This window comes from Modestobacter sp. KNN46-3 (assembly GCF_011039295.1).
This window is the reverse complement of the sequence record NZ_JAAKGN010000016.1, coordinates 1-23802: the sequence shown is the minus strand read 5'-3', so window position 1 is coordinate 23802 and position 23802 is coordinate 1. Positions and strand designations below refer to the sequence as shown.

At 73.0% G+C, this 23802-nt stretch carries 22 protein-coding genes and 1 rRNA gene; 5 read left to right on the top strand and 18 right to left on the bottom strand.

The genetic code is table 11. From position 1 onward, the window contains the following. Positions 1 to 40: 40 nt before the first annotated feature. From G5C62_RS06220 to G5C62_RS06175, 10 genes are all read right to left on the bottom strand, one after another. The gene (locus tag G5C62_RS06220; protein ID WP_164700328.1) at positions 41 to 874 is read right to left on the bottom strand and encodes a carbohydrate ABC transporter permease; all 834 of its coding nucleotides are present in this window, start codon (positions 872 to 874) and stop codon (positions 41 to 43) included. Then, positions 874 to 1836 (bottom strand): carbohydrate ABC transporter permease, encoded by a 963-nt coding sequence (locus G5C62_RS06215; RefSeq protein ID WP_164700327.1) that lies wholly within the window; start codon positions 1834 to 1836, stop codon positions 874 to 876. The genes G5C62_RS06220 and G5C62_RS06215 overlap by 1 nt, the downstream gene beginning before the upstream one ends. A gap of 55 nt (positions 1837 to 1891) precedes the next feature. Beyond that, positions 1892 to 3097 (bottom strand): extracellular solute-binding protein, encoded by a 1206-nt coding sequence (locus G5C62_RS06210; RefSeq protein ID WP_241175729.1) that lies wholly within the window; start codon positions 3095 to 3097, stop codon positions 1892 to 1894. 287 nt (positions 3098 to 3384) lie between these two features. Further along, positions 3385 to 4623, bottom strand: a complete 1239-nt coding sequence (locus G5C62_RS06205) for a DUF4032 domain-containing protein (protein WP_036334050.1) — start codon at positions 4621 to 4623, stop codon at positions 3385 to 3387. 157 nt (positions 4624 to 4780) lie between these two features. After that, on the bottom strand, positions 4781 to 5572 hold the full coding sequence (locus tag G5C62_RS27965) for a TetR/AcrR family transcriptional regulator (protein WP_241175728.1): 792 nt from the start codon (positions 5570 to 5572) through the stop codon (positions 4781 to 4783). Positions 5573 to 5764: 192 nt separating this feature from the next. Beyond that, the gene (locus G5C62_RS06195) at positions 5765 to 6199 is read right to left on the bottom strand and encodes a helix-turn-helix domain-containing protein (RefSeq protein ID WP_164700325.1); all 435 of its coding nucleotides are present in this window, start codon (positions 6197 to 6199) and stop codon (positions 5765 to 5767) included. A 130-nt stretch (positions 6200 to 6329) separates the two neighbouring features. After that, complete coding sequence (locus G5C62_RS06190) at positions 6330 to 6860, bottom strand: CinA family protein (RefSeq protein ID WP_164700324.1); 531 nt, start codon at positions 6858 to 6860, stop codon at positions 6330 to 6332. Further along, positions 6857 to 7537, bottom strand: a complete 681-nt coding sequence (gene pgsA / locus G5C62_RS06185) for a CDP-diacylglycerol--glycerol-3-phosphate 3-phosphatidyltransferase (protein WP_164700323.1) — start codon at positions 7535 to 7537, stop codon at positions 6857 to 6859. Before pgsA ends, G5C62_RS06190 begins: the two co-directional genes overlap by 4 nt. A 4-nt stretch (positions 7538 to 7541) precedes the next feature. Next, complete coding sequence (gene rimO / locus G5C62_RS06180) at positions 7542 to 9011, bottom strand: 30S ribosomal protein S12 methylthiotransferase RimO (RefSeq protein ID WP_164700322.1); 1470 nt, start codon at positions 9009 to 9011, stop codon at positions 7542 to 7544. Positions 9012 to 9086: 75 nt separating this feature from the next. After that, complete coding sequence (locus G5C62_RS06175; RefSeq protein ID WP_164700321.1) at positions 9087 to 11603, bottom strand: DNA translocase FtsK; 2517 nt, start codon at positions 11601 to 11603, stop codon at positions 9087 to 9089. A 106-nt stretch (positions 11604 to 11709) separates the two neighbouring features. On the opposite strand from G5C62_RS06175, the gene G5C62_RS06170 reads away from it, so the two are divergent. Continuing rightward, entirely contained in the window at positions 11710 to 13680 is a 1971-nt protein-coding gene (locus G5C62_RS06170; protein ID WP_164700320.1) for a prolyl oligopeptidase family serine peptidase, read from the top strand. A gap of 97 nt (positions 13681 to 13777) precedes the next feature. On the opposite strand, the gene G5C62_RS06165 is transcribed toward G5C62_RS06170, so the two are convergent. The 6 genes from G5C62_RS06165 to thyX are packed head-to-tail and all read right to left on the bottom strand — an operon-like array spanning position 13778 to position 18934. Further along, positions 13778 to 14086, bottom strand: coding sequence for a hypothetical protein (locus G5C62_RS06165; protein ID WP_164700319.1), 309 nt, complete (start codon positions 14084 to 14086; stop codon positions 13778 to 13780). A gap of 3 nt (positions 14087 to 14089) precedes the next feature. Then, complete coding sequence (locus G5C62_RS06160) at positions 14090 to 15796, bottom strand: ribonuclease J (protein WP_164700318.1); 1707 nt, start codon at positions 15794 to 15796, stop codon at positions 14090 to 14092. Next, positions 15793 to 16701, bottom strand: a complete 909-nt coding sequence (gene dapA, locus G5C62_RS06155; RefSeq protein ID WP_164700317.1) for a 4-hydroxy-tetrahydrodipicolinate synthase — start codon at positions 16699 to 16701, stop codon at positions 15793 to 15795. The genes G5C62_RS06160 and dapA overlap by 4 nt, the downstream gene beginning before the upstream one ends. 10 nt (positions 16702 to 16711) lie before the next feature. Beyond that, entirely contained in the window at positions 16712 to 17317 is a 606-nt protein-coding gene (locus tag G5C62_RS06150; protein ID WP_277424758.1) for a dihydrofolate reductase, read from the bottom strand. Continuing rightward, positions 17314 to 18135: a thymidylate synthase gene (locus G5C62_RS06145; RefSeq protein ID WP_036334040.1), complete on the bottom strand. Its 822-nt coding sequence runs from the start codon at positions 18133 to 18135 to the stop codon at positions 17314 to 17316. Before G5C62_RS06145 ends, G5C62_RS06150 begins: the two co-directional genes overlap by 4 nt. Positions 18136 to 18181: 46 nt before the next feature. Continuing rightward, positions 18182 to 18934 carry an FAD-dependent thymidylate synthase gene (thyX, locus tag G5C62_RS06140; RefSeq protein ID WP_036334039.1) on the bottom strand — a complete coding sequence of 251 codons (753 nt, stop codon included), beginning with the start codon at positions 18932 to 18934 and terminating at the stop codon, positions 18182 to 18184. 374 nt (positions 18935 to 19308) lie between these two features. Here thyX and G5C62_RS06135 point away from each other — a divergent pair, with 374 nt between their 5' ends. Beyond that, positions 19309 to 19809 (top strand): toxin-antitoxin system HicB family antitoxin, encoded by a 501-nt coding sequence (locus tag G5C62_RS06135; protein ID WP_164700316.1) that lies wholly within the window; start codon positions 19309 to 19311, stop codon positions 19807 to 19809. A gap of 14 nt (positions 19810 to 19823) precedes the next feature. Continuing rightward, the gene (locus tag G5C62_RS06130; protein ID WP_164700315.1) at positions 19824 to 20639 is read left to right on the top strand and encodes a DUF4097 family beta strand repeat-containing protein; all 816 of its coding nucleotides are present in this window, start codon (positions 19824 to 19826) and stop codon (positions 20637 to 20639) included. Positions 20640 to 20652: 13 nt separating this feature from the next. Here G5C62_RS06130 and G5C62_RS06125 read toward each other — a convergent pair whose 3' ends face one another. After that, positions 20653 to 21879 carry a winged helix-turn-helix domain-containing protein gene (locus G5C62_RS06125; RefSeq protein ID WP_164700314.1) on the bottom strand — a complete coding sequence of 409 codons (1227 nt, stop codon included), beginning with the start codon at positions 21877 to 21879 and terminating at the stop codon, positions 20653 to 20655. A gap of 153 nt (positions 21880 to 22032) precedes the next feature. On the opposite strand from G5C62_RS06125, the gene G5C62_RS06120 reads away from it, so the two are divergent. Further along, positions 22033 to 22611, top strand: coding sequence for a GNAT family N-acetyltransferase (locus tag G5C62_RS06120; protein WP_206330494.1), 579 nt, complete (start codon positions 22033 to 22035; stop codon positions 22609 to 22611). Continuing rightward, positions 22608 to 23273, top strand: a complete 666-nt coding sequence (locus tag G5C62_RS06115) for a DUF2461 domain-containing protein (protein ID WP_164700313.1) — start codon at positions 22608 to 22610, stop codon at positions 23271 to 23273. The genes G5C62_RS06120 and G5C62_RS06115 overlap by 4 nt, the downstream gene beginning before the upstream one ends. Positions 23274 to 23488: 215 nt before the next feature. On the opposite strand, the gene rrf is transcribed toward G5C62_RS06115, so the two are convergent. After that, positions 23489 to 23605, bottom strand: a 5S ribosomal RNA gene (gene rrf, locus G5C62_RS06110). Positions 23606 to 23802 lie beyond the last annotated feature (197 nt).

Sequence of the window (23802 nt, the reverse complement as noted above, 5' to 3'; positions counted from 1 at the left end):
GTTCGTCCCTTTCACGATCAGCATGGTCGGCGGGAGGGCGTCAGCCCTTGACGGCGCCGTTGGTGAGGCCGGCGACGATGCGCCGCTGGAAGAGCAGGACCAGGACGATGACCGGGATGGTGACGATGACCGCGGCAGCCGCGATCGCACCGGTCGGGTCCTCGAACTGGGAGGCGCCGGAGAACAGGCCCAGCGCCGCGGGCACGGGTCGCGCCTGCTCGGTGGAGGTCAGCGAGATGCCGTAGACGAAGTCGTTCCAGGCGATGAAGAAGGCGATGATCGCCGTGGTGAAGACGCCCGGTGCGGCCAGCGGGACGATCACCTTGCGGAACGCCTGCCAGGTGGTCGCGCCGTCGACCTGCGCGGCCTGCTCCATCTCCCAGGGGATCTCCCGGAAGAACGCCGACATCGTCCAGATCGAGATCGGCAGCGTGAGGGACAGGTACGGGATGATCAGCCCGGGCCAGGTGTCGTACAGCCCGATGTTGCGCCACAGGTTGAACAGCGGCGTGACGATCGAGATCACCGGGAAGATCGCCACCGCGAGCGCCGTCCCGAGGATGAACTTCTTCCCCGGGAAGTCGAGCCGGGCGATCGCGTAGGCGGCGAACATGGCCAGCAGGCACGAGATCGCCGTGGCGATCAGGCAGATGCCGAACGAGTTGCGCAACGCCGGCAGGAACAGGTCGCTGGCCCCACCGGTGATGATGAGGGAGTAGTTCTCCCACGTCGGGGCGCCGGGGAGGAAGTTGCCGTTGTTCAGGGCGCTGGGCGCCTTGAACGACAGCGACACGATCCAGGCGATCGGGAACAGCGCGTAGACGACGATCGCCACTCCGGCGACGCCCCACCAGGTCTTCTCCTTGGTGGACATCAGCCTTCCCCCCTCGACTGGGACAGGTCGACCTTGAAGCCCTTGATGAAGCTCATGGCGATGAACACGACCGCCAGGAACAGCAGAACCGAGACCGCCGACCCCAGCCCGATCTCCAGCCGCGAGATGGTCTGCCGGTAGGCGAGGAAGGAGACCGACTCGGTCGCGTTCGCCCCGCCGGTCATGATGAAGATGCTGTCGAAGACCCGGAACGCGTCCAGGGTGCGGAACAGCAGGGCCACCATGATCGCGGCCTTCATGTTCGGCAGGGTGACCTTGCGCATCCGCTGCCACCAGCTCGCACCGTCGACCTTCGCCGCCTCCTGCAGCACCTCCGGCACCTGGGCGAGCCCGGCCAGCAGGAGCAGCGAGATGAACGGCGTGGTCTTCCAGATCTCGGCGAGACAGATGACCAGCAGCGAGGTCCAGGTCCCACCGAACCAGTCGGTGTCCCCGCTGATGCCCGGCACCCAGCCGAACCAGCTGTTGACGAAGCCGGTCTGGATGTCGAAGGCGAACTGCCAGGCGAAGGCCGACACCACGGTGATGACCGCGTACGGGATGAGGATCGCCGCCCGCAGCACCGGCCGGATCGTGCTGAGCGCCTTCGCCATCACCATGGCGAGGGCGAAGCCCAGGACCAGCTCCACGGCCACGGTCACCAGGGTGATGAATCCGGTGACCAGCAGGGACCGCCACCACAGCCAGTCGGTGAGGATCACCGAGTAGTTCGTCAGCCCGGTGAACGACCGGTTGTCCGGGTCGGTCAGCCGGAAGTCGAACAGCGAGTCGTAGACCGCCTGGGCGATCGGGTAGGCGGTCACCAGCAGCATGACCGCCAGGGCCGGGCCGGCCAGCAGCCAGCCGAGCTTCCGCTCGCTCTTGGCCCGGTCGCTGGTCTTCGCGTCCGGGGCCGAGACCGGCTGGGTCTTCTCCGCCGGGGGGAGCGTCGTGGTGCTCACCAGGTCCCCCCTCCGGCGTTCGAGGAAGACGCGGGTACCCGCGTCGCGCGCTCGGTCACAGCAACTGCTCCTTCCGCAGCACGGCGTTGATGAGCTCGGCGGCCGCCTCGGGGGTCTGCTCTGGCTCGACCGACGACGGCGGGTGGTAGACCCGCTGGATCCCGCCGGAGACCTCGCTGTAGTACGGGGTCTGCGGTCGGGGCGCCGCCAGCTCCAGGGAGTCCCGGATGGTGGGCGCCATCGGGAACTGCTCGAGCACCTCCGGGTCGTCGTAGACGGCGGTGTCGGAGGCCGGGTTGCCGTTGGTGACGAAGTAGTAGGCCTGGTTCTCCGTCGAGGTGATGCACTCGGTCGCCGCGTAGGCGAGCTCGGGGTACTGGCTGAAGGCACCGACGCCGAGGTTGATCCCGCCGTAGGGCGGCGCGGCCGGGGTGTCGGCGTCCACCCGCGGGTAGATCGCCCAGCCGTAGTCCTCGGGCACCGAGGCGTCCATGGTCCCGGCCTCCACGGCGGACAGCGCCCGGGGGTAGACGAACGGGTAGTTCACGTTGAACCCGCCGTCGGGGCCCTCGAAGGCCGTCGCGGTGGAGTCCTCGTTCGCCGTCGACAGCGCCGGGCCGACCGTCCCGCTGGTGGCGATCATCCTCACCACCTCAGCGGCACGGATGCCGGCCTCGGACGTGAGCCCCAGCTCGATCTCCGACGGGTCGGTGGAGTTCTCCTCGATGATCGACCCGCCGGCGGACTCGATCAGCGCGTTGAACCAGACGGTCAGCGCCTCGGCACGGATGCCCTGCACGCCGACCTGCACGTCGGCGGCCTGGGCTGCCTCCACGATCTGGTCCCAGGTGACCGGCTGGCTCATGTCCAGCCCGGCCTCCTCGACGACCGACTCGCGGTACCAGAGCAGCTGGGTGTTCGCCCAGAACGGGACGGCGACCAGTTCGTCGTTCCAGGTCGAGCCCTCGACCGCGCTCTCCACCACGTCCTCGGTGACCCGCTCGGCGACGTCGGAGGGCACCGGCGCGAGGAAGCCCGCCTCGGCGAACTCCGGGATGAACGGCGGGTCCAGGCTCATGATGTCGATCGAGGCGTCGTTCGCGGCCAGCCGCCGGATCAGCTGCTCCCGCTGCTGGGAGGCCTCCCGGGGCAGTACGGCGGTCTCGATCGCGTACTGGCCGTCCGCGGCTTCCGTGCACCGGGCGGCGATCTCGGCCTGCCCCCCGGAGTCGGGGTTGGTGTACCAGGTGAGGGTCGGCACACCCCCCTCGTCGCTGCCACAGGCCGCGAGCGCGGAGCTCAGGAGACCAGCCGCCGCGGCACCGGACAACGCCCTGCGCCACCTGCGGGAGTGGAACGGACCGGCCCGACCGGTCTGCACCCTGTCGCTTCCGACCTTGCTGACGTCCGGCACCGGACCACCGCCTCCGTTGGCGCCAGGTGACCTCGTGTCACCGTGGAACTCGGAGAGTGGCCTTGCTCACAACGACTGTCAACCGGAGCGAGACCTCACCGTTTCCTCTCGCCGAGTGGTCCCGGCGAACGCCCTCAGCGAGCTTCGGAGCGGTGCGCGATCACCGACGGCGTGGTGAGCTGAGCGGGCATCCGGGGCAGCACGTTCTGGACGTAGGAGCGCACCGCGACCCAGGTGCCGACGTCGAACCCGGCCTGCTCGGAGAGGAACCAGCGGTGCTCCAGCACCTCGTGGAAGACCTCCGCGGGCTCGAGCCGGCCGGCCAGCTCGTCGGGGACCGCGCCCACCACCGGCAGGTACACCTCGGTCACCCAGCGGTGGCCGGCGACGGCCTCCGGCACCGGGCTGCCGCCGCGCTGCTCCAGGTAGGCCCGGTAGGAACGCAGGTCGTTGAGCAGCCGCTGTGCCTGGTTCTCCTGCACCTCCAGGCCGGTCAGCCGGAGCAGCTCACGCCGGTGCTGTCCGGGCTCGGCGACCCGGGTCTCCACCCGCAGCCGCGCGCCGTCCCCCGAGGTCACCAGCTCGATCTCGCCGACGTCGAAGCCCAGGTCGTTGATCCGCTGGAGTCGCTCGGCGACCCGGATCGCCTGCTCGTCGGCGCGGAAGACCTCCTCCCGGGTCACCTCCTCCCAGAGCGCCTCGTACCGGATCGGCAGGCTCTCGGCGATCTCGATCGGGTCGATCTCCGGTGACAGCAGCTCGCCGGCCTGCAGGTCCATCAGCTCGGCCCCGACCCGTTCCCGCGCCAGGTCGACGTCGTAGGCGCGCTTGCGGGCCGACAGCGTGGGGTGCCGCTCCGCGGTCTCCGCGTCGACCATGTAGGCGGTGAAGGTGCCGGCGTCCAGCCGGAAGAGCGTGTTCGACAGGGAGCAGTCGCCCCAGTAGACGCCGGCCAGGTGCAGCCGCACCAGCAGCTCCACCAGCGTGTCCAGCAGCTTCATCGGGTCGTCCGCGGCACGTGGGCCGGAGAACAGGTACCGGTAGGACATCGAGTACTCGAGGTACCGGGTGACCAGGATGGCCTGCTGGTCGTCGGGCCGGTCGACGCAGATCCCCAGCACCGACACCGAGGGCAGCCCCTCGCCCTCGAACTCGGCCAGCAGCGCGTACTCGTGCCGGGCCAGCGGCTCGGCGATCTCCTTGAGCGCGAAGACCCGCCCCTCGGAGGCGGTGAAGCGGACGACGTGCCGCGAGATGCCCCGTTGCGGCACCTCGAGCAGCAGGGCCTCGTCCCACTCCTCCAGCGGCTGGTGCCACGGCAGGGACAGCAGGCCGGCGGCCTCGGTGGCCGGGGGCCGGAACAGGTACCGCATCACGCGCTCCGCTGGTGGTCTGGCACGGGGTCCGGCTCTGGGCGCCGCCCGACACGATGTCACGTCACCGGGTCGACGGCCCGCTGTGCCGGCTGGACGGCGCTCGGCCGTCCCGGTCCGCGGGGACCGGGACGGCCGAGGGAGCGGCGCGGGTGGGTCAGCCGACGAGCTGCCCGGTGACGACGGCGGCCTGCGCGGCCCGCTCCTGCACCGTGCCCGGCTGCAGCACCAGGCCGAGCAGCCAGCGGCACACCAGCTCGGCCTCCGGGCGGGAGATCCGCAGCGCCGAGCCGAGGGTGACGACGACGTCGCCCCAGCGGTCGGCGTCCAGCCCCATCATCTGCACGAGGGTCTCCGGCTCGGTCTCGGCCAGCCGGCGCAGCACCGGGTGCCCGCCGACCTCCTCGGCGAGCGCGGGGACGGCAACGGTCAGCGGCAGCTCGGCGGCGAGCGCGGCCAGCCGGTCCAGCTCGAAGGCGATCAGCGCGTGCGCCACGTCGTCCTTGGTCCGGAAGTGGTTGTACAAGGTGGCCTTGGCGACACCGGCGGCGGCGGCGACGTGCTGCATCGTGGTCTTGCGGACCCCACGCTCGGCGAAGGCCGTGCGTGCCCCGTTGAGCAGGCCGCGCCGGGTGCGGCTCATCGGCACACCGGCCCGCCCGGGGCGGCGGGTGTCCTGACGCGGGGCGGTCGGGCGCGGGGCGGGGACGGCGACGGTCAGCGAGGGCACCGGCGCGGTCACGTGGTGGCCGGGTGCCGGCGGCTGCAGGAACGCGGCGCCGGCCGGGACCGGGGTCGTCAGGTGCTGCCCGCCCGCAGCCGCGGCCTCGGCGGCCGCGGACTCGGCGGCGTCGGCCTCCAGCACGGTGACCCCGCCCCGGCCGGTGAAGGTCGGCACCGGGAGCGAGGGGTGCTGCGGCAGCGGGGGGCGGGATCCTGGGGAAGACATGGACACTTTGTGCCCGTTCCGTCGCACTGGGTCAAGGAGGTGGACCCTGAGCGCAGTTCGTGTCGCGCCCACCCGCCCGCGCTGGACGAATCCGACCGACAGCGACCGGCCCGGCGCAGGAGGCCGCGACCCCCGACCCCGTCCGCAGGCTCGCACCGAGCCTGCGCGGGGTGAGGAGGACGGGGTCCTTCCTCAGGCAGCGAGCGAGACGGCCCCACGGGAACGGGCGGCCGCACGGGCCGACTGGCCACTGCCCACGAGGGCCAGGGCCGGCTCGGCGACCGGCGCCGCGGCAGCCTCCTGCTCCGCGGGCACGTCCGTCGCGGCCGCCGCGGCCGCGTCGTCGGCTCCCGGGCGGGCGACCGCGACCGGGCGGACCGGGTGCCCGGCCGGGTCGGCGAGCCGCATCTCCAGGCTCACCTCGGCCAGCAGGTCGGCCAGCTCCACGTCCAGGGCGTCGCAGATGGAGGCCAGCAGCTCGGAGGACGCCTCCTTCTGGCCACGCTCGACCTCCGAGAGGTACCCCAGGCTCACCCGGGCCGCGCCGGAGACGTCGCGCAGCGTCCGCCGCTGGCGCAGCCGGTGGCCCCGCAGGGTGTTCCCCAGCTGGGTGCGCAGCAGCGTCATGGCCGTCTCCTGTCCACTCTGACGAGCAGGTCGAACGAGCAACGCCACCGACCGGATCGGCCGGGAGACGCCGTGTGCTCACCGTACGCGGCCATGACCCGGGTCACCGTGCCGGTGGAGGTCCGTCCGCTCATGGCGTAACACCCCCGCCGTCCTCCGCCTTCCCGGGGAGCGCGTGCTCGGCGAGCCGGCCCAGCAGCCGCGCCATCGCCTCCTGCACCGCCCCGGCACGCACCGCGGCCCGGTCGCCGGGGAGGTCCAACTCGTGGACGACGGTGACCAGCCCGTCACTGAGACCCACGTAGACCCGCCCCGGCCCGTGCTCGGCGACCGGGTCGGGGCCGGCCACCCCGGTGATCCCGACGCCCCAGGTGGCGGCACAGCGGCTGCGGATGCCCTCGGCGAGCGCGGCCGCGGTGGGCTCGCTCACCGGGCCGGAGGCGGCCAGCAGCTCCGGGGCGACCCCGGCCAGCGTCGTCTTCAGGTCGGTGGCGTACACGACCGCTCCCCCGCGCAGGGTGGCGCTGGCGCCGGGCACCGCGGCGAGGGTCGCGCAGAACAGGCCGGCGGTCAGCGACTCGGCGGCCGCGACCGTCTCACGGCGGGCCAGCAGGGCTGCGTGCACCCGCTGCGCGGTCCCGGCAGCGCCCGGCGAGCTCACGCCACGGTGCCCCGGCGGCCACCAGCGGCGCCGGGCTCGTCGCCCGCGCCTGCCCGCCTGGTCGCCGCGGCCCGCATGGCGCGCGCGCTGGTGCGGCGCAGCTTCACCGCCCGGTAGACGTAGTCGATGCCGGTGGCGACGGTCAGCACGAAGGCCGCGGCCATCACCCACCAGCGGGCCGACCCGAAGAGCCCGTCGATCGGCAGGATGTACATCCCGATGGCCAGCGACTGGAGCACGGTCTTGGCCTTGCCGCCGCGGCTGGCGGCGATCACCCCGTGCCGGATGACCCAGAACCGCAGCAGGGTGACCCCCACCTCGCGGACCAGGATGGTGAGCGTCACCCACCACGGCAGCAGGTCCAGCACCGACAGGCCGATGAGCGCCGTCCCGGTGAGCGCCTTGTCGGCGATCGGGTCAGCGAGCTTCCCGAACTCGGTCACCTGGTTGGTGCGGCGGGCGATCATGCCGTCCAGCTGGTCGGTGATGATCGCGACGACGAAGAAGAGGGTGGCCCAGGCACGACGCCCGTCGTCCGCCCCGCCCTCCGACAGCAGCAGCACCGCGAACAGCGGCACGACCGCCAGCCGCAGCATGGTCAGCGCGTTGGGCAGGTTGAGCAGGCGGGTGCTCTCCGGCGGCGTCGCCGCCGGGTCGGCCGGTACACCCCTGGTCATCCGGTCAGACCCCGGCCGTCGCGGCGACAGCTGTCGCGGCAGGCACGGGCAGCAGCGCGCGGGCGACCAGGTCGACGCCCTCGGTGTCGACCACCTCCGCCCGCACCACCTGTCCGGCGACCGCGTCGGCGGGCACCCCGGAGACCGTCGTCGTGCCGTCGGCGTCCGGGTCCTGGTGGGCGGCGTGGCCGGCCCAGGTGCCGGGCTCGTCGTCGACCGACAGGTCCTCGGTCAGCAGCACCTCCACGGTGCTGCCGATCCGCTCCTCGGCGCGCTGGGCGGTGAGCTCCTCGACCAGGTCGGTGATCCGCCGCACCCGGGCGTCGATCTCGTCCTGGTCCAGCTTGCCGGGCAGGCCGAGCGCCTCGGTGCCGTCCTCGTCGGAGTAGCCGAACACGCCGACGGCGTCCAGCCGCCCCTCGGTCAGGAACCGCTCCAGCTCGGCGACGTCGTCCTCGGTCTCCCCGGGGAACCCGAGGATGACGTTGGCCCGGAAGCCCGCGCCCGGGGCCAGCGCCCGGGCCCGCTCGATGATGCCGAGGAAGTCCTCGGTGCCGCCGAAGCGCCGCATCCGGCGCAGCAGCGTCGGTGAGGAGTGCTGGAACGACAGGTCGAAGTAGGGGGCGATGCCCGGGGTCGCGGCGATCACCTCGAGCAGGCCCGGCCGCAGCTCCGCCGGCTGCAGGTAGGCCACCCGCACCCGGACGACGCCGTCGATCGCGGCCAGCTGGGGCAGCAGCTTCTCCAGCGAGCGCAGGTCGCCGGTGTCCTTGCCGTAGGAGGTGGAGTTCTCGCTGACCAGGACGATCTCGGTGACGCCCTGGGAGGCCAGCCACTGCGCCTCGCCGAGCACCTCACCGGCCGGCCGGGAGACGAACGACCCGCGGAAGGTGGGGATCGCGCAGAAGGAGCAGCGCCGGTCGCAGCCGGAGGCGATCTTCAACGCCGCCGACGGGCCACTGGCCAACCGCTTGCGCCGCAGCCAGTCGTGGCCGGGGATGCTCGGCGCGTCGGGGGCCTGGGTCGCCGCGCTGCGCTGCACCGGGCTGATCGGCAGCAGGGTGCGCCGGTCCTGCGGGGTGTGCGGGACCAGCGGCCGGCCGGTGAGGACGTCGTCCAGCCGGTCGCCGATGGCGCCGTAGTCGTCGAAGCCGAGCACGGTGGCCTCGGGCAGCGCCCCGGCGAGCTCCGCGCCGTACCGCTCGGCCATGCAGCCGACGGCGATCACCTCGGCGCCGGAGTCGGTGGCGGCGAGGATCGCGTCGACCGAGTCCTTCTTCGCGCTCTCGATGAAGCCGCAGGTGTTCACCAGCACGGCGTCGGCGGCCTCGCCGTCGGCCACCAGTTCGTACCCGTCGCCGGCCAGCCGGCCGGCGAGCTCCTCGGAGTCGACCTCGTTGCGGGCGCAGCCGAGGGTGACGACGGCGACGCGCCGGGGAGCGGGACCGGCGGGCTGCCCTTCGGGGGATGTCATGGGTCTGGGCAGGGCTGGCACCGCACCATCGTAGGCGCCGTCCCACATCCCGCCCGGCGCCACCGGATCCCCCTGCTACTCGCTCCCGCGGAGCGTGAACATGACCGACTCCAGCTCGTCGGGCTTGATGAGCACGTCCCGGGCCTTCGAGCCCTCGGACGGCCCGACGATGCCCCGGCTCTCCATCAGGTCCATCAGCCGGCCCGCCTTGGCGAAGCCCACCCGCAGCTTGCGCTGCAGCATCGAGGTGGAGCCGAACTGGCTGGTGACGACGAGCTCGACCGCCTGGACCAGCAGTTCCAGGTCGTTGCCGATGTCCTCGTCGATCTCCTTCTTCTCCCCCGCCGCGGCGGTGAAGACCTCCTCGCGGTACTCCGGCTCGGCCTGCCGCTTGGTGAACTCGACGACCGCCTCGATCTCGGCATCGGAGACGTAGGCGCCCTGGACACGGATCGGCTTGCCGGCGCCGATCGGCAGGAAGAGCGCGTCGCCCATGCCGATCAGCTTCTCCGCGCCGGGCTGGTCGAGGATGACCCGGCTGTCGGTGAGGCTGGAGGTGGAGAAGGCCAGCCGGGAGGGCACGTTGGCCTTGATCAGGCCGGTGACGACGTCGACCGAGGGGCGCTGGGTGGCCAGCACCAGGTGGATGCCGGCGGCGCGGGCCTTCTGGGTGATCCGGACGATCGACTCCTCGACGTCCCGCGGGGCCACCATCATCAGGTCGGCGAGCTCGTCGACGATGGTGAGGATGTAGGGGTAGGGCTGGTAGACCCGCTCGCTGCCGGGCGGGGTGGTGATCTCCCCGCGCTCGACCTTCTTGTTGAAGTCGTCGATGTGCCGGACGCCGGTGGACCGCATGTCCTGGTAGCGCTGCTCCATCTCCTCGACCAGCCAGGCCAGCGCGGTGGCGGCCTTCTTGGGGTCGGTGATGATCGGCGTGATCAGGTGCGGGATGCCGTCGTAGGGCGTGAGCTCGACCATCTTCGGGTCGACCAGGATCATCCGCAGCTGGTCCGGGGTCGCCCGCAGCAGCAGCGAGGTCAGCAGCGAGTTGATGCAGCTGGACTTGCCGGCGCCGGTGGCGCCGGCCACCAGCAGGTGCGGCATCTTCGCCAGGTTGGCGCAGACGAAGCCGCCCTCGATGTCCTTGCCCAGGCCGACCAGCATCGGGTGCGGGTCCTGCTTGGCCACCTGGGAGCGCATGACGTCGCCCAGGCTCACCGTCTCGCGGTCGGTGTTGGGCACCTCGACGCCCACCGCGGACTTGCCCGGGATGGGCGCGAGGATCCGGATGTTGTCGTTGGCGACGGCGTAGGCGAGGTTCTTGGTCAGCGCGGTGATCTTCTCGACCTTGACCGCGTTGCCGAGCTCGATCTCGTAGCGGGTCACCGTCGGGCCGCGGGTGTAGCTGGTGACCGCGGCGTCGATGTTGAACTGCTCGAGCACCCCGGTGATCGCCTCGATGGCGACGTCGTTGGCCTTGGACTTCGCCCGGGGCGGGGTGCCGGCGCGCAGCACGCTCACCGAGGGCAGCGTGTAGGCGCCCTCGACCGGCTGGATCCGGAGCTGCTCGGGCTCCTCGATCGGCGGCAGGTCCTCCGGCGGGGCCGTGCGGTCGATGATCGCCGGACGGCGGACCGGCACGGGCTCGGGGGCCGGCTCGTGGACGACCGCCTCCGGGGCCTCGTCCAGCGCACCGAGGTCGATCGACCCGGTGTCCAGGGTGTCCTCGACCGCGGGGGCCGCGGCCTTGCGTCCCTTGCGGACCCGCGGGACCGGCTGGGTCGCCGGCTCCTCGTCCTGGTACTCGTCGTAGTCGTCGTACTCCTCGTCGCCGTCCCGGCCCAACTGCCGGTCGGCCCACTCCCGCAGGCGTTCGGGCACCTGGTGCACCGGCGTGGCCGTGACGACGAGCACGCCGAAGAACGCGAGCAGGACCAGCAGCAGCACGGTGACGATCGGGCCGACGCCGGCGGTCAGCGGCATGCCGACCGCCCACCCGAGCAGGCCACCGGCGCCGGTCCGGTCCGCCGGGTCGGCATCCGGTCCGACGACGTGGGCGACGCCGACGACGGCGGCGATCACGCTGAGCCAGCCGATCATCAGCCGCCCGCGCGACTCCGGGTGCGGGGGGTGCCGCAGCAGCCGAAGCGCGACCAGCAGCAGCACGACCGGCAGGGCGACGGTGAGTGCGCCGATCGTCCACTCGACGCCGGTGGCGAGGCCGGCGCCGACCGGACCGATCCCGTCGGTCCAGACCGCCGCGCCCAGCACGATCGCCAGGCCCAGCACCGCGAGGCCGACGCCGTCCCGGCGGTGCTCGGGGCCCAGCGGTTCGGCCTCCTCCGGCCGGGCGACCGAGCGCGCCACACCGCCGGCGCTGCGGGCCAGCAGGCCCCAGGCGCCGGACGCGCCGCGCCAGAGACTGCCGGCGAGCGTGCCCTGCTTCTTCTTCGGCGGCGGCCGGCGGGCCGCGGTGGACCCGCGCTTGGCCGGGGGGCGCTTCCCGGCTGCGGTGCTGCCCGAGCGCGGGCGAGCAGGGGCGCTGCCGCGTGCAGGCGCCCGGTTCGACGTCGACGCGCGAGCAGGCATGCGTCAGACGGTAATCGGGATGCCGGTGGCCGGGGTCCATTCAGCGCCGCGTGTCCGGCTCGGGCTCAGCTGACACCCAGCCGCCCGGCTGGCTAGCGTGACCGGGGTGACCGCCCCCGAGCAGACCCTCCCCCACGGCAGCTGGCCGACGCCGATCACCTCTGAGCTGGTGGTGCGCGCTGCGGCCAGGCTCGGCGAGGTCGTCGTGGACGGCTCCGGGGACGACGCTGACGTCTGGTGGGCCGAGGGCCGGCCCAGCGAGGGCGGCCGCACCGTGCTGGTCCGCCGCACGCCGGACGGGACGACGACCGACCTGCTCCCCTCCCCCTGGAACGCCCGCACCCGGGTGCACGAGTACGGCGGCGGCGCCTGGACCGTGGCCGCCGGCACCGTGTGGTTCACCGACTTCGCCGACCAGCGGCTGTACCGGGTGGCGCCGGGCAGCAGCGAACCGGTCGCGGTGACCCCTGAGCCGGAGGTCCCCGCCGGCGTCCGGTTCGCCGACCTGCACGCCGACGGCGACGGCGTCCTGGCGGTCCGGGAGACCCACACCGCCGCCGGCCTGGCCGCCGAGGTCGTCAACGAGGTGGTCCGGGTCGACGCCGACGGCACCGTGGAGGTGCTGGTCAGCGGGCCGGACTTCGTCTCCGACCCGCGGCGGGAGCCCGACGGCCCCGCGCTGGCCTTCCTGCGGTGGAACCACCCGGACATGCCGTGGGACGCTGCCCAGCTGGTGGTCCGTGACGGCGCGGGCGATGAGCACGTCATCGCCGGCGGGCACGGCGAGTCGGTCGTCCAGCCGGTGTGGGGCGCGGACGGTGCGCTGTGGTGGCTCAGCGACCGCACCGACGTCTGGTCGCTGTACCGGCGCCGGCCGCACGGCGAGGTCGAGCTGGTGTTCGACGCCGGCAGCGACATCGCCGGGCCGCAGTGGGTCTTCGGGCAGAGCCGGTTCGACCTGCTGGACGACGGCCGGGTCGCCCTCGCCTACGGCCGGGACGGCGCCGACCGGCTCGCCGTGCTCGACACCGACGGCACGGCGCGCGAGTTCGACCTGCCGTACTCCGCCTTCGGCCAGGTGCGCGGCACAACGGACGGCGTGGTGTGCGTGGCCGGCGGCCCGGCGTCCGAGGCGGTCGTCCTCCGGGTCGGTCTCGACGGTGCCCCCGAGGTGCTCCGCCCGGCCCGCGACCTCGGCCTCGACCCGGCCTGGTTCTCCCGCCCCCAGCACGTCACCTTCCCCACCGAGCCCGGGCCCAGCGGGGTCGCCGAGGCCCACGCGCTGGTGTACCCGCCGGCCAACCCGCAGGTCACCGGCCCGGACGACGAGCTGCCGCCGCTCCTGGTGCTCGTGCACGGCGGGCCCACCGCCGCCGCCCGGTCGGTGCTGGACCTCAGCGTCCAGTACTGGACCTCCCGCGGGTTCGCCGTCGCCGACGTCGACTACCGCGGCTCCACCGGCTACGGCCGGCGGTACCGGGAGGCGCTGAAGGGGCAGTGGGGCGTCGCCGACCTGGACGACGTCGTCGCCTGCGCCCGGTACCTCTCCTCCGGCGACGGCCCCGCCGGGCTGCGCGTCGACCAGGCGCGGCTGGCGATCCGCGGCGGTTCGGCCGGCGGGTACACCACGCTGGCCGCGCTGACCTTCCGCCCGGGCGTCTTCGCTGCCGGGGCCAGCCACTACGGCGTCGCCGACCTGGCCGCGCTGGCCGCCGACACGCACAAGTTCGAGTCCCGCTACCTCGACGGGCTGATCGCACCGTGGCCCGCCGGCGCCGACGTCTACGCCGAGCGCTCGCCGATCAACGCGACCGACGCACTGGACACCCCACTGGCGGTGTTCCAGGGCGACGAGGACCGGGTGGTGCCGCCCGAGCAGGCGGAGCTGATGGTCGCGGCCCTCCGCGCCAAGGGCGTGCCGCACGCCTACGTCCTCTTCGCCGGAGAGCAGCACGGCTTCCGCAAGGCGGAGAACATCCGTACCGCCCTGGACGGCGAGCTGTCCTTCTACGCCCAGGTGCTGGGCTTCTCCCTCCCCGCCGAGGAGGGGATCACCCCCATCCAGGTCGTCCGGTAGCCGGCGTACGCCGCGGTACCAGGTGGAACCTCAGGCGGAGGGGAACCCGTTCGGGGGACGGGCCCGGCGCACGGCGTGCGGCCTCGCAGCCGGGCGCTCACCGCCAGTCGCTGATGCCGGCGGCGTCCACTCCCTGCAGGGTCAGCGTCCAGGGGTGGAGCGACCGGAACACCTCGCCGGTGATCAGCCCCCAGGTGGCGGGGCTGATCGCCTCCCGCAGCTCAGCCAAGTCGCTGGTGATCCGGTGCACCTGCCCGTCGCGGGCGGAGCTGACGATGACCACCACCCGCTCGCCATGGAGGAGTGTGCCCACGAGTTGGACGTCCCAGGTGGCACCGTCGTCCCGGAACGTCTCCTCCAGCCAGCTGCGGACCTCGAGGGCGCCCCACGAGCCCGGGGCGGCCACGGCCTAGACCTCGAGGACGGTGGGGATGATCATCGGCCGGCGGCGGTAGGTGTCCGACACCCACTTGCCGACCGTCCGGCGGATCACCTGGGACAGCCGGTGGGCGTCGACCTGGTCGTCGGCGGCCAGGGCCCGCTTCAACTCGGCCTCCACCAGGACGAGCGCCTCGGTGAAGGCGGCCGGGTCGTCGGAGAAACCCCTCGTCGACAGGTGCACCGGCCGCACGATGGTGCGGGTCGAGGGTTCGATGACCACGGTCAGCGCGACGAAGCCCTCGTCACCGAGGATGCGTCGGGCCTGCAGCGACTCCTCGCCGACGTCGCCGACGTTGAGCCCGTCGACGTAGACGTTGCCGATCGGCACGCTCCCCACGATCGACGCCTTGCCGTCGACCAGGTCGACGACGACGCCGTCCTCGGCCAGCAGGATGCGGTCTCGGCTCATCCCGGTCTCCTGGGCCAGCGCGGCGTGCGCCCGCAGGTGCCGCCACTCCCCGTGCACCGGCATCAGGTACCGCGGCTTGGCCACGTTGAGCAGGGTGCGCAGCTCCCCGGCCGGGGCGTGCCCGGAGACGTGCACGCGGGCTGTCTCCTTGTGCACCACGGTCGCGCCGAGCCGGGCCAGGCCGTTGATCACCTTGTAGACGGCGGTCTCGTTCCCGGGCACCAGCGAGGACGCCAGGATGATCGTGTCGCCGGCCTCGATGGTCACCTGGTGGTGCTCGCCGCGGGCCATCCGGCCCAGCGCGGACAGCGGCTCACCCTGCGAGCCGGTGCTGACCAGCACCACCTGCTCCGGGGGCATCGCGGTGGCCTCGTCGAGCTTGACCATCAGGCCGGGTGCGACCCGGAGCAGGCCGAGGTCCTGGGCGACCCCCATGTTGCGGACCATCGAACGGCCCACCAGCGCCACCTTGCGGCCGTGCTCGGCCGCGCAGTCGAGCACCTGCTGGATCCGGTGCACGTGGCTGGCGAAACTGGAGACGATCAGCCGCTGGGAGGCGCGCTCGAAGACCGAGTCCAGCACCGGGCCGATGGTGCGCTCGGAGGTGACGAACCCGGGCACCTCGGCGTTGGTGGAGTCACTCAGCAGCAGGTCGATTCCCTCGACCCCGAGCCGGGCGAAGGCACCGAGGTCGGTCAGCACGCCGTCGAGGGGCAGCTGGTCCATCTTGAAGTCGCCGGTGTGCACGAGGGTGCCCGCCGGGGTGTGCACCGCGACCGCCAGCGCGTCGGGGATGGAGTGGTTGACGCTGATGAACTCGCAGTGGAACGACCCGGCCAGGTGGTCGTCCCCGGCCGCCACCTCGACCAGCACCGGGTCGATCCGGTGCTCGCGCAGCTTCGCCTTGACCAGCGCGAGGGTGAACCGGGAGCCGACCAGCGGGATGTCGGCGCGCAGCCGGAGCAGGTAGGGGACGGCGCCGATGTGGTCCTCGTGCCCGTGGGTGAGGACGACGGCGGCGATGTCGTCCAGCCGGTGCTCGATGACCCCGAAGTCGGGCAGGATCAGGTCGACGCCGGGCTGCTCCGCCTCGGGGAAGAGCACCCCGCAGTCGATGACCAGCAGCTGGCCGTCGAACTCGAGGACGGCCATGTTCCGGCCGATCTCCCCCAGCCCACCCAGCGCCATCACCCGCAGGCCGCCGGCCGGGAGGGGCGGCGGGGCCTTCAGGTCCAGGTGGGGCTGCGGAGAGTTCGACGTCGTCACAGCACGACACCTCCGGCGGCGAGGTCCACGCGCAGCTGCGCCACCTGCTCCTCGGTGGCGTCCACGAGCGGCGGGCGCACCGGGCCGGACGGGAGCCCGAGCTCGCGCAGCGCCGCCTTGACCATGATCGTGCCCTGCGTGCGGAAGATGCCGGTGTACACCGGCAGCAGCTCGTCGTTGACCTCCCGCGCCCGGGCCAGGTCGCCGGCCTCGACGGCGGCGATCAGCTCGGCCAGCCGGGTGCCGACCAGGTGTCCGACGACGCTCACCACACCGACGGCGCCGACCGCGAGCAGCGGCAGGTTCAGCATGTCCTCGCCGGAGTAGTAGGCGAGGTCGGTGCGGGCCAGGGTCTGCATGAGGGCGCCGAAGTCGCCCTTGGCGTCCTTGACCGCGACGATGTTCGGGTGTTCCGCGGCGCGGACCAGCGTCTCCACCTCGATGGGGACCACCGAGCGCGGCGGGATGTCGTAGAGCATCACCGGCAGGTCGGTGGAGTCGGCGACCGCGGTGAAGTGCCGCAGCAGGCCGGCCTGCGGGGGCTTGTTGTAGTACGGGGTGACGACGAGCAGGCCGTGCACGCCGAGCCGGGCCGCCGACTGGGCCTTCTCGATGGAGTGCGCGGTGTCGTTCGTGCCGACTCCGGCGACCACCATGGCCCGGTCACCGACGGCGTCCAGCACGGCCTCGAGCACCGCGTGCTGCTCGCCGTCGCTGATGGTCGGCGACTCACCCGTGGTCCCGAAGACGACCAGGCCGTCGTGCGACTGCCGGTCGACGAGGTGCGCGGCGAGCTGCTGGGCGCCGGAAAGGTCGATCGTGCCGTCCTCGGCGAGCGGGGTGACCATCGCCGTGAGCACGCGCCCGAACGGTCGGGCGGGGTCCGTGGTCGTGGCCGGGGTCATGGCCTGGAATCTACCGGCCCGCCCCGACACCGCCGGACCGCCCTGCGCCGGCCCAGGTCTGCTCGTGCTCGGCGAGGACGCGGGCCACGGGGTCCGGAGCGGCCGTCCCCCGTCCCCACTGGGTGACCCGGAATCGGAGCCCGGTCGTCGACTCCGACCAACCGGGGTCGGGCACCCGCGTACCCGGCGCCCAGTCCGGGCCCGGGCGGGGCGCCCACGTGTCACCCGGCAGCTGCACGTCGACCTCGGTCACCACCAGCTCGTCGGCGTACGGGAGGAACGTGCCGTAGACCGCCCCGCCGCCGATCACCCACAGGTCGCCGTCCAGCGCGAGCGCCTCGGTCACCGACCGGACCACCTCGGCCCCCGGCTCGGCCGCGTCCAGCGTCGAGCTGAGCACCACGTTGCGGCGGCCCGGCAGCGGCCGGTACCTCGCCGGCAGCGACTCCCAGGTGCGGCGGCCCATGACCACGGTGCCGCCCACGGTCAGCGCCTTGAACAGCCGGAGGTCCTCGGGCAGGTGCCAGGGCAGTGCGCCGTCCGCGCCGATGACGCCGTCGGTGGTCTGGGCCCAGACCATCCGCACCGTGCGTCGCGGGGTCGCCGGCTCGGTCACACCGCCACCGCACCTCGGATGGCCGGGTGGTGCCGGTAGTCGACGACGTGGAAGTCCTCGTAGCGGTGGTCGAACAGCGACGGCGCCGGGTCGATCTCCAGCTGCGGGAAGGGCAGCACCTCCCGGGAGAGCTGCTCGCGCACCTGGGGCAGGTGGTTGCGGTAGATGTGGCAGTCCCCGCCGACCCAGATGAAGTCGCCCGGCTCGAGGCCGACCTGCTGGGCGACCATCCGGGTCAGCAGCGCGTAGCTGGCGATGTTGAAGGGGACGCCGAGGAACAGGTCGGCGCTGCGCTGGTAGAGCTGGCAGGAGAGCTTGCCGTCGGCGACGTGGAACTGGAACAGCGCGTGGCAGGGAGCCAGCGCCATCTCCGGCAGGGCGGCCACGTTCCACGCCGAGACCACCATCCGCCGGGAGTCCGGGTCGGTGCGCAGCGTGTCCAGGACGGCGGAGAGCTGGTCGATCGACCCGCCGTCCGGCGTGGGCCAGGACCGCCACTGGACGCCGTAGACCGGGCCCAGGCTGCCGTCCTCGGCCGCCCACTCGTCCCAGATCGAGACGCCGTGCTCCTTCAGCCAGCCGACGTTGCCCTCGCCGCGCAGGAACCACAGCAGCTCGTAGGCGATCGACTTGAAGTGCACCGACTTCGTCGTCACCAGCGGGAAGGAGCTGGACAGGTCGTAGCGCAGCCGCTCCCCGAACAGGCTCAGCGTGCCGGTGCCGGTGCGGTCGTCCTTCGGCGTCCCGGTCTCCAGGACCCGACGGAGCAGGTCCTCGTACTGCGTGTCGACCTGCTGCTGGACGGCCACCTCGGCCATGTCGACTCCTCGTCGCGATCGTGGGTGGGGATGGGACGGGGGCGGATCAGCCCTCGGCGACCAGCGGGCTCGCGGCGACGGCGGTTCCGTCGGAGAGCTCGCTGATCCGGAAGTCACCGAAGACGTGCGGGGCGGCGTCCTGCAGCTCGCGCAGGCAGGCGATGGCCAGCTCGCGGATCTCGACGTCGGCGTGCTCGCTGGCCCGCATGGCCACGAAGTGCCGCCAGGCCCGGTAGTTGCCGGTGACGACGATGCGGGTCTCGGTGGCGTTCGGCAGCACCGAACGGGCTGCCTGCCGGGCCTGCTTGCGGCGCAGCGTCGCGTTCGGGACGTCGGCGAAGCGCTTCTCCAGCCCCTCGAGCAGCTCGGCGTAGGCGGCCAGTGCGGCATCGGTGGCGGCGAGGAACTTCTCGTGCAGCTCGGGGTCCTCCGCGATCACCGCCGGCTCGACGACGGCGGCGTCCCGCTCGGGCACGTAGCGCTGGGACAGCTGGCTGTAGGAGAAGTGCCGGTGCCGGATCAGCTCGTGGGTCAGCGACCGCGAGACGCCGGAGAGGTACATGGTCACGGTGCCGTGCTCGAGCACCGACAGATGGCCGACCTCGAGGATGTGCCGCAGGTAGCCCTCGTTGGTCGCCGTGGTCGGGTTCGGCTTGGTCCAGGACTGGTAGCAGGCCCGCCCGGCGAACTCCGCCAGCGCCTGCCCGCCGTCGGCGTCGGTCTCCCAGGGCACGTCCGCCGGCGGGGTGAACTGCGTCTGCGCGACGACCTGCACCTTCAGGGGGGCGATGGCGGGCACCCGTCGAGGGTACGGGGAGAGGCCGCCGTCCCTGCACCAGCGGGGAGCTCCTGGACCCGGAGGGCGACCGCAGCACCACCCGCCTCACCCGGCTGCGATCTCACGCGTGACGTCGCCGTGCCCTTGCTGTGACGTCACCATGGTGCCATCCTGGCGTCATGGAGAACTGGACACACCTCGAGGACCTGCAGAAGGCCGTGGCGCCACGCCTGCCGAAGAGGCCGCCGGACGCACAGCCGCGCACCCGGCACCGCCACGGTCGCCGTCCACGCTGGCTCGGCGGCGGATCGCAGTGAGCCACCCTCCCCCGGGCCACCGCCGGCGCCGCCGACCCCGGCGACCGCCCGGCTGCAGCTGACGTCACGATGGCGGCCATGGACCTGACCGACTACGTCGACGCCCTCCGCCGCTCACTGACCGCGACCGCGGCAGCCGGCACCGAGCAGGCGCAGGAGACCGCCCGGCTGCTCGCCGAGGCGCTGGAACCCGCCATCCGGCTCACCGTCACCGAGGCCCTCTCGGCGATGGCCGCCGAGGTCACCGCCGCCTGGGACGGCGGGCTGGTCGACATCCGGGTCCGCGGCCGCGACCCCGAGGTCGTCGTCGTCCATGCGCCCGAGTCCGGCCCCGAGTTCGACCCGGCCCCCGGTCCACCCGTGGAGGAGGCCGACCCCGAGGACGACGGAGCGGTCGCCCGGATCAGCCTCCGGCTCCCCGAGGCACTGAAGTCCCGCGCCGAGACGGCCGCCGCCGCGGCCGGCCTCTCGCTCAACGCCTGGCTGGTCCGCGCCGTCGCCGACGGCCTGCGGGAACCGACCGACCCACCGCGCTCTGCGCGCGGCCCGCGCCGCTACTCCGGCTTCGCCCGGAGCTGACCCCTGGAGCACCCGTGACCGTCCGCCTCCACCGCTTCCCACTCGGGAGCTCCCCCCGCACGCTCGAGGTGCGCGACCCTGCCGGCTCCGTCCTGGTCCAGGCGGTGGACGGCGCCACCGAGATCGTGGTCGCCATCGAGGCCCTGGACGGCACCGCCGAGCAGTTGCTGGACCGGGTCGAGGTCTCGACCACCGACACCGCGCTGCGGATCGGCGTGCCCGAGCGGCGCATCGGCCGCACCCCGCGGTACGGGATCGAGGTGACCACCCCGCCCGACGTGCCCGTCACCATCGCGGTCGCCTCGGCCGACGCCACGGTGCGCGGCAGGCTCGGCTACGTCACCGTCACCACGGCCAGCGGGGACGTCTCGGTCGAGCACGCCGCCGTGCTCCAGGTGCGGTCGGCCAGCGGCAACGTGCGGAGCAGCCGGGTCGACGGTCCGTCGACGGCAGCCACCGCCTCCGGCGACCTGCAGCTGGACGACACCCGTGGCCCGGTCGACGTGCGCACCGCCTCGGGCGACGTGGTGCTGGGCCGGGCCGCCACCGACGTGTCCGCCAAGACCGCGTCGGGCGACGTCCGGATCGAGCGGACGGTCGCCGGGACGGTCCGGGTCGCCACGGTCTCCGGCGACACGACCGTCGCCGTGGAGCCGGGCCTGCGGGTGTGGCTCGACGTGCAGAGCGTCTCCGGCCGACTGACGTCGGACCTGGACGACGAGGTGCCCGGCGCGGCCGGCGAGCCGGGGGCACCCCTCTCGCTCCTGCTCACCTCGGTCTCCGGCGACCTGCGCCTGCGCCGCGCTGCGCCGTCCTCCCCGGCACACTGACCGGGGCGGTCCCTCAGCCCCGGTCGTCCCCTCCGGCGACGGCGGGGCCCAAGTCGTCGGCCAGGTCACCGCGCCCGTTGACGACGACCTGGTCCAGGGCCAGCCAGCCGGACATCAGCCGGAGTTCGTCGGCCAGTGCCGCGGCGACCTCCGCGGCATCGACACCCGGCTCGGCGAAGGCGCCCTGGACCCGCAGCACTCCGGCCTGCCGGTCGGCCTTCAGGTCGACGCGGGCGACGAGCCGGTCGCCGAGCAGGAACGGCAGCACGTAGTAGCCGTGCACCCGCTTCGCGGCCGGCGTGTAGATCTCCAGCCGGTACCGGAACCCGAAGATGCGCTCGACCCGCGGCCGCTCCCACACCAGGGAGTCGAACGGGGACAGCAGCGCGCGGGCCCGGATCCACCGTGGCCGTCGCGCCTGAGGGTCCAGCCAGGCCGGCCGGTTCCAGCCCACCACCTCGACCGGTTGCAGCTCGCCGGCGTCGGCCAGCTCGGCGATCGCCGTCCGGGCGTCGACCGGGGCGAGCCGGAAGTAGTCGCGCAGGTCGGTCTCGGTGGCCACCCCCAGAGCCCGGGCCGCCGTCCGGACCAGCTCCCGGATGGCATCCGGCCGCTCCGGGGTCGGCGCCTGGAAGACAGCGTGCGGCAGCACCCGCTCCGGGAGGTCGTAGACCCGCTCGAAGCCGGCCGTGCGCCCCCGCGCGGTGAGCGCACCGGTGAAGAACAGGTACTCCAGCGCGGCCTTGCCGGCGTGCCAGTTCCACATGCTGCCCGGCCGGTTGGGCCGTTCCTCCTGCAGTTGGCTGGCCCGGATCGGTCCGTCGGTGCGTACCCGCGCCAGCAGCGACGCAACGTACTCCGGACGCTCCTGCTGCACCCGGGTCATCGAGCCCCAGGCCTCTCGGTCGGCGGCGGCCATCCGCCAGCGCAGGTGCGGGTGCAGCCGGACGGGCAGGAACGACGCCTCGTGCGCCCAGTACTCGAAGACGTCGTGCCGCCGGTTCGAGACGGCGTCGAGGTCGCTGCGCGGGTAGGGCCCGAGCCGGCTGAAGAAGGGGAGGTAGTGCGACCGGGAGAGCACGTTCACCGAGTCGATCTGCACCACGGCCAGCCGCTCGGCGGTCCGGCGCAGCTGCCGGGTGCCGACGCTGCCGGTGGGCCGCGGCTCGGCGAACCCCTGGGCGGCCAGGGCGATGCGGCGGGCCAGCCCGGCGGGCAGCCGCTCGACGGAGGACGTCACCCCGCCGATCCTGCCCTGCCGGTCCGACACTGCCACCCGACTCAGGGGTGCCGCGCGTGCACCCGCCGTCCACGCTGGGCGGGGCACCCACTGCGGCCGGGCGTGCCCGAACGGGACGCCGACAACAGCGACCCCACCGCCTACGCTGCCCCGGTGGAGCAGCCGAGGGGACGCGGCCTGACCGGCCGCGCCGACGTGTCCGTACGACCGGCGACCACCGCGGACGCGGAGGCGATCGCCCGCGTGCAGGTGATCACCTGGAGGACCGCCTACCGCTCGCTCCTCCCGGCACAGGTGCTCGACGAGTGGGACGACGATGCCGCCGTGACGAGCTGGCGGGCGGCAGTGGCCGCGCCCCCGACGTCCGGGCACGGCGTGCTGGTCGCCGTGGAGTCGGGCACCGTGGTCGGGTTCGCCGCCTACGGCCCGACGGACGACCCCGGCGCCGCCGAGCTCGTCACCCTGCTCGTCGAGCCTCGCTGGGGACGGCGTGGCCACGGGAGCCGACTGCTCGCCGCGGTCGCCGACCTGGCCACCGAGCGCGGGGTCCACTCCCTGCAGACGTGGGTCCCCGAGGACGACGTGGTGACCGGACGGTTCCTGGGGTCGGCGGGCTGGGCAACGGACGGCTGGACACGGACGCTGGACACCGGCGCCGCCCCGCTGTCCCAGCTCCGCTGGACGGCGCTGCTGGACGACGACGCCCACGACGAGGAGCGGGCAACACCGTGAGGTTCTCCGGCTTCCCCGACGAGGCACTCGTCTTCTACGAGGGCCTCGATGCCGACAACAGCAAGAGCTACTGGACCCAGCACCGGGCGAGCTATGACGACCACGTCCGGGCGCCGCTCCAGGCGCTGGCCGACGAGCTCGCGCCGGAGTTCGGCACACCCAAGCTCTTCCGGCCGTACCGGGACGTGCGCTTCAGCACGGACAAGACGCCCTACAAGACCCACCAGGGGGCCGTGTTCCATCCGGACGGCGCCGGCCTGGGCTCGGTCTATGTGCAGGTGTCCGCAGACGGGCTCCGCGTCGCCGGTGGCTGCTGGCGCCTCCAGCCGGACCAGGTGGAGCGGTACCGCCGGGCCGTCGGCGACGACGTGCAGGGAGCCCGGCTGGCGGACGTGGTTCGCCGGCTGCGCGACGCGGGCTACGAGGTCGAAGAAGATCAACTGATCCGCACACCACGGGGCTGGCCGGGGGACCACCCGCGGGTCGAGTTGCTCCGGCACAAGTCCCTGCACGGGTCCCAGCAGTGGACGCCGGCGGACTGGCTGCACACCCGTGCGTCGCTCGAGCGGGTCCGCGATGCGTGGCGCGCCTTCTCGCCGCTGAACCGGTGGCTCGATGAGAACGTCGGGGCCACCAGCACACCGGCCGATCGCCGTCGTTGACCAGTAGCGTCACGTGACGTGGCGTCCGCGCTCGGCGACCCGCACACGGATGCGGGGCTCGGCTGGTCCTGGTGCGGCAGTCCCGCTGCTCCACCGACACCGAGAACGACGTGGTGGGGCCGGTTCGTGCACCGCGTGAACGTCGCTCGCGATGCCGGCCCGGAAATGCAGGAACGGGGCCACAGCCGTAGCTGTGACCCCGTCCTGGGAGTTATGTCCGGCGGCGTCCTACTCTCCCACCCGGTCCCCCGGGCAGTACCATCGGCGCTGAAAGGCTTAGCTTCCGGGTTCGGAATGAGACCGGGCGTTTCCCTTTCGCCATGACCGCCGTAACACTGTGAAGATGTACCCAGTGACCTGACCCCAGCACAGCTGGGGATCAGCCTCGGGCGGAACCAGAATGGTTCCGTACCTTCAGAGCTGCACAGTGGACGCGACATTGTCTTGCAAAAATGGGCTGGATGAGTATGTGGTCAAGCCCTCGGCCTATTAGTACCGGTCAGCTCCACGACTTGCGCCGCTTCCACTT

Excerpts from the sequence above, each read along its gene's own strand:
- rimO (WP_164700322.1), bottom strand. The coding sequence starts at position 9,011 with ATGACATCCCCCGAAGGGCAGCCCGCCGGTCCCGCTCCCCGGCGCGTC.
- G5C62_RS27965 (WP_241175728.1), bottom strand. The coding sequence starts at position 5,572 with ATGTCTTCCCCAGGATCCCGCCCCCCGCTGCCGCAGCACCCCTCGCTC.
- G5C62_RS06135 (WP_164700316.1), top strand. The coding sequence starts at position 19,309 with ATGGACCTGACCGACTACGTCGACGCCCTCCGCCGCTCACTGACCGCG.
- pgsA (WP_164700323.1), bottom strand. The coding sequence starts at position 7,537 with ATGACCAGGGGTGTACCGGCCGACCCGGCGGCGACGCCGCCGGAGAGC.
- G5C62_RS06195 (WP_164700325.1), bottom strand. The coding sequence starts at position 6,199 with ATGACGCTGCTGCGCACCCAGCTGGGGAACACCCTGCGGGGCCACCGG.
- G5C62_RS06175 (WP_164700321.1), bottom strand. The coding sequence starts at position 11,603 with ATGCCTGCTCGCGCGTCGACGTCGAACCGGGCGCCTGCACGCGGCAGC.
- G5C62_RS06205 (WP_036334050.1), bottom strand. The coding sequence starts at position 4,623 with ATGCGGTACCTGTTCCGGCCCCCGGCCACCGAGGCCGCCGGCCTGCTG.
- G5C62_RS06220 (WP_164700328.1), bottom strand. The coding sequence starts at position 874 with ATGTCCACCAAGGAGAAGACCTGGTGGGGCGTCGCCGGAGTGGCGATC.
- dapA (WP_164700317.1), bottom strand. The coding sequence starts at position 16,701 with ATGACCCCGGCCACGACCACGGACCCCGCCCGACCGTTCGGGCGCGTG.
- G5C62_RS06145 (WP_036334040.1), bottom strand. The coding sequence starts at position 18,135 with ATGGCCGAGGTGGCCGTCCAGCAGCAGGTCGACACGCAGTACGAGGAC.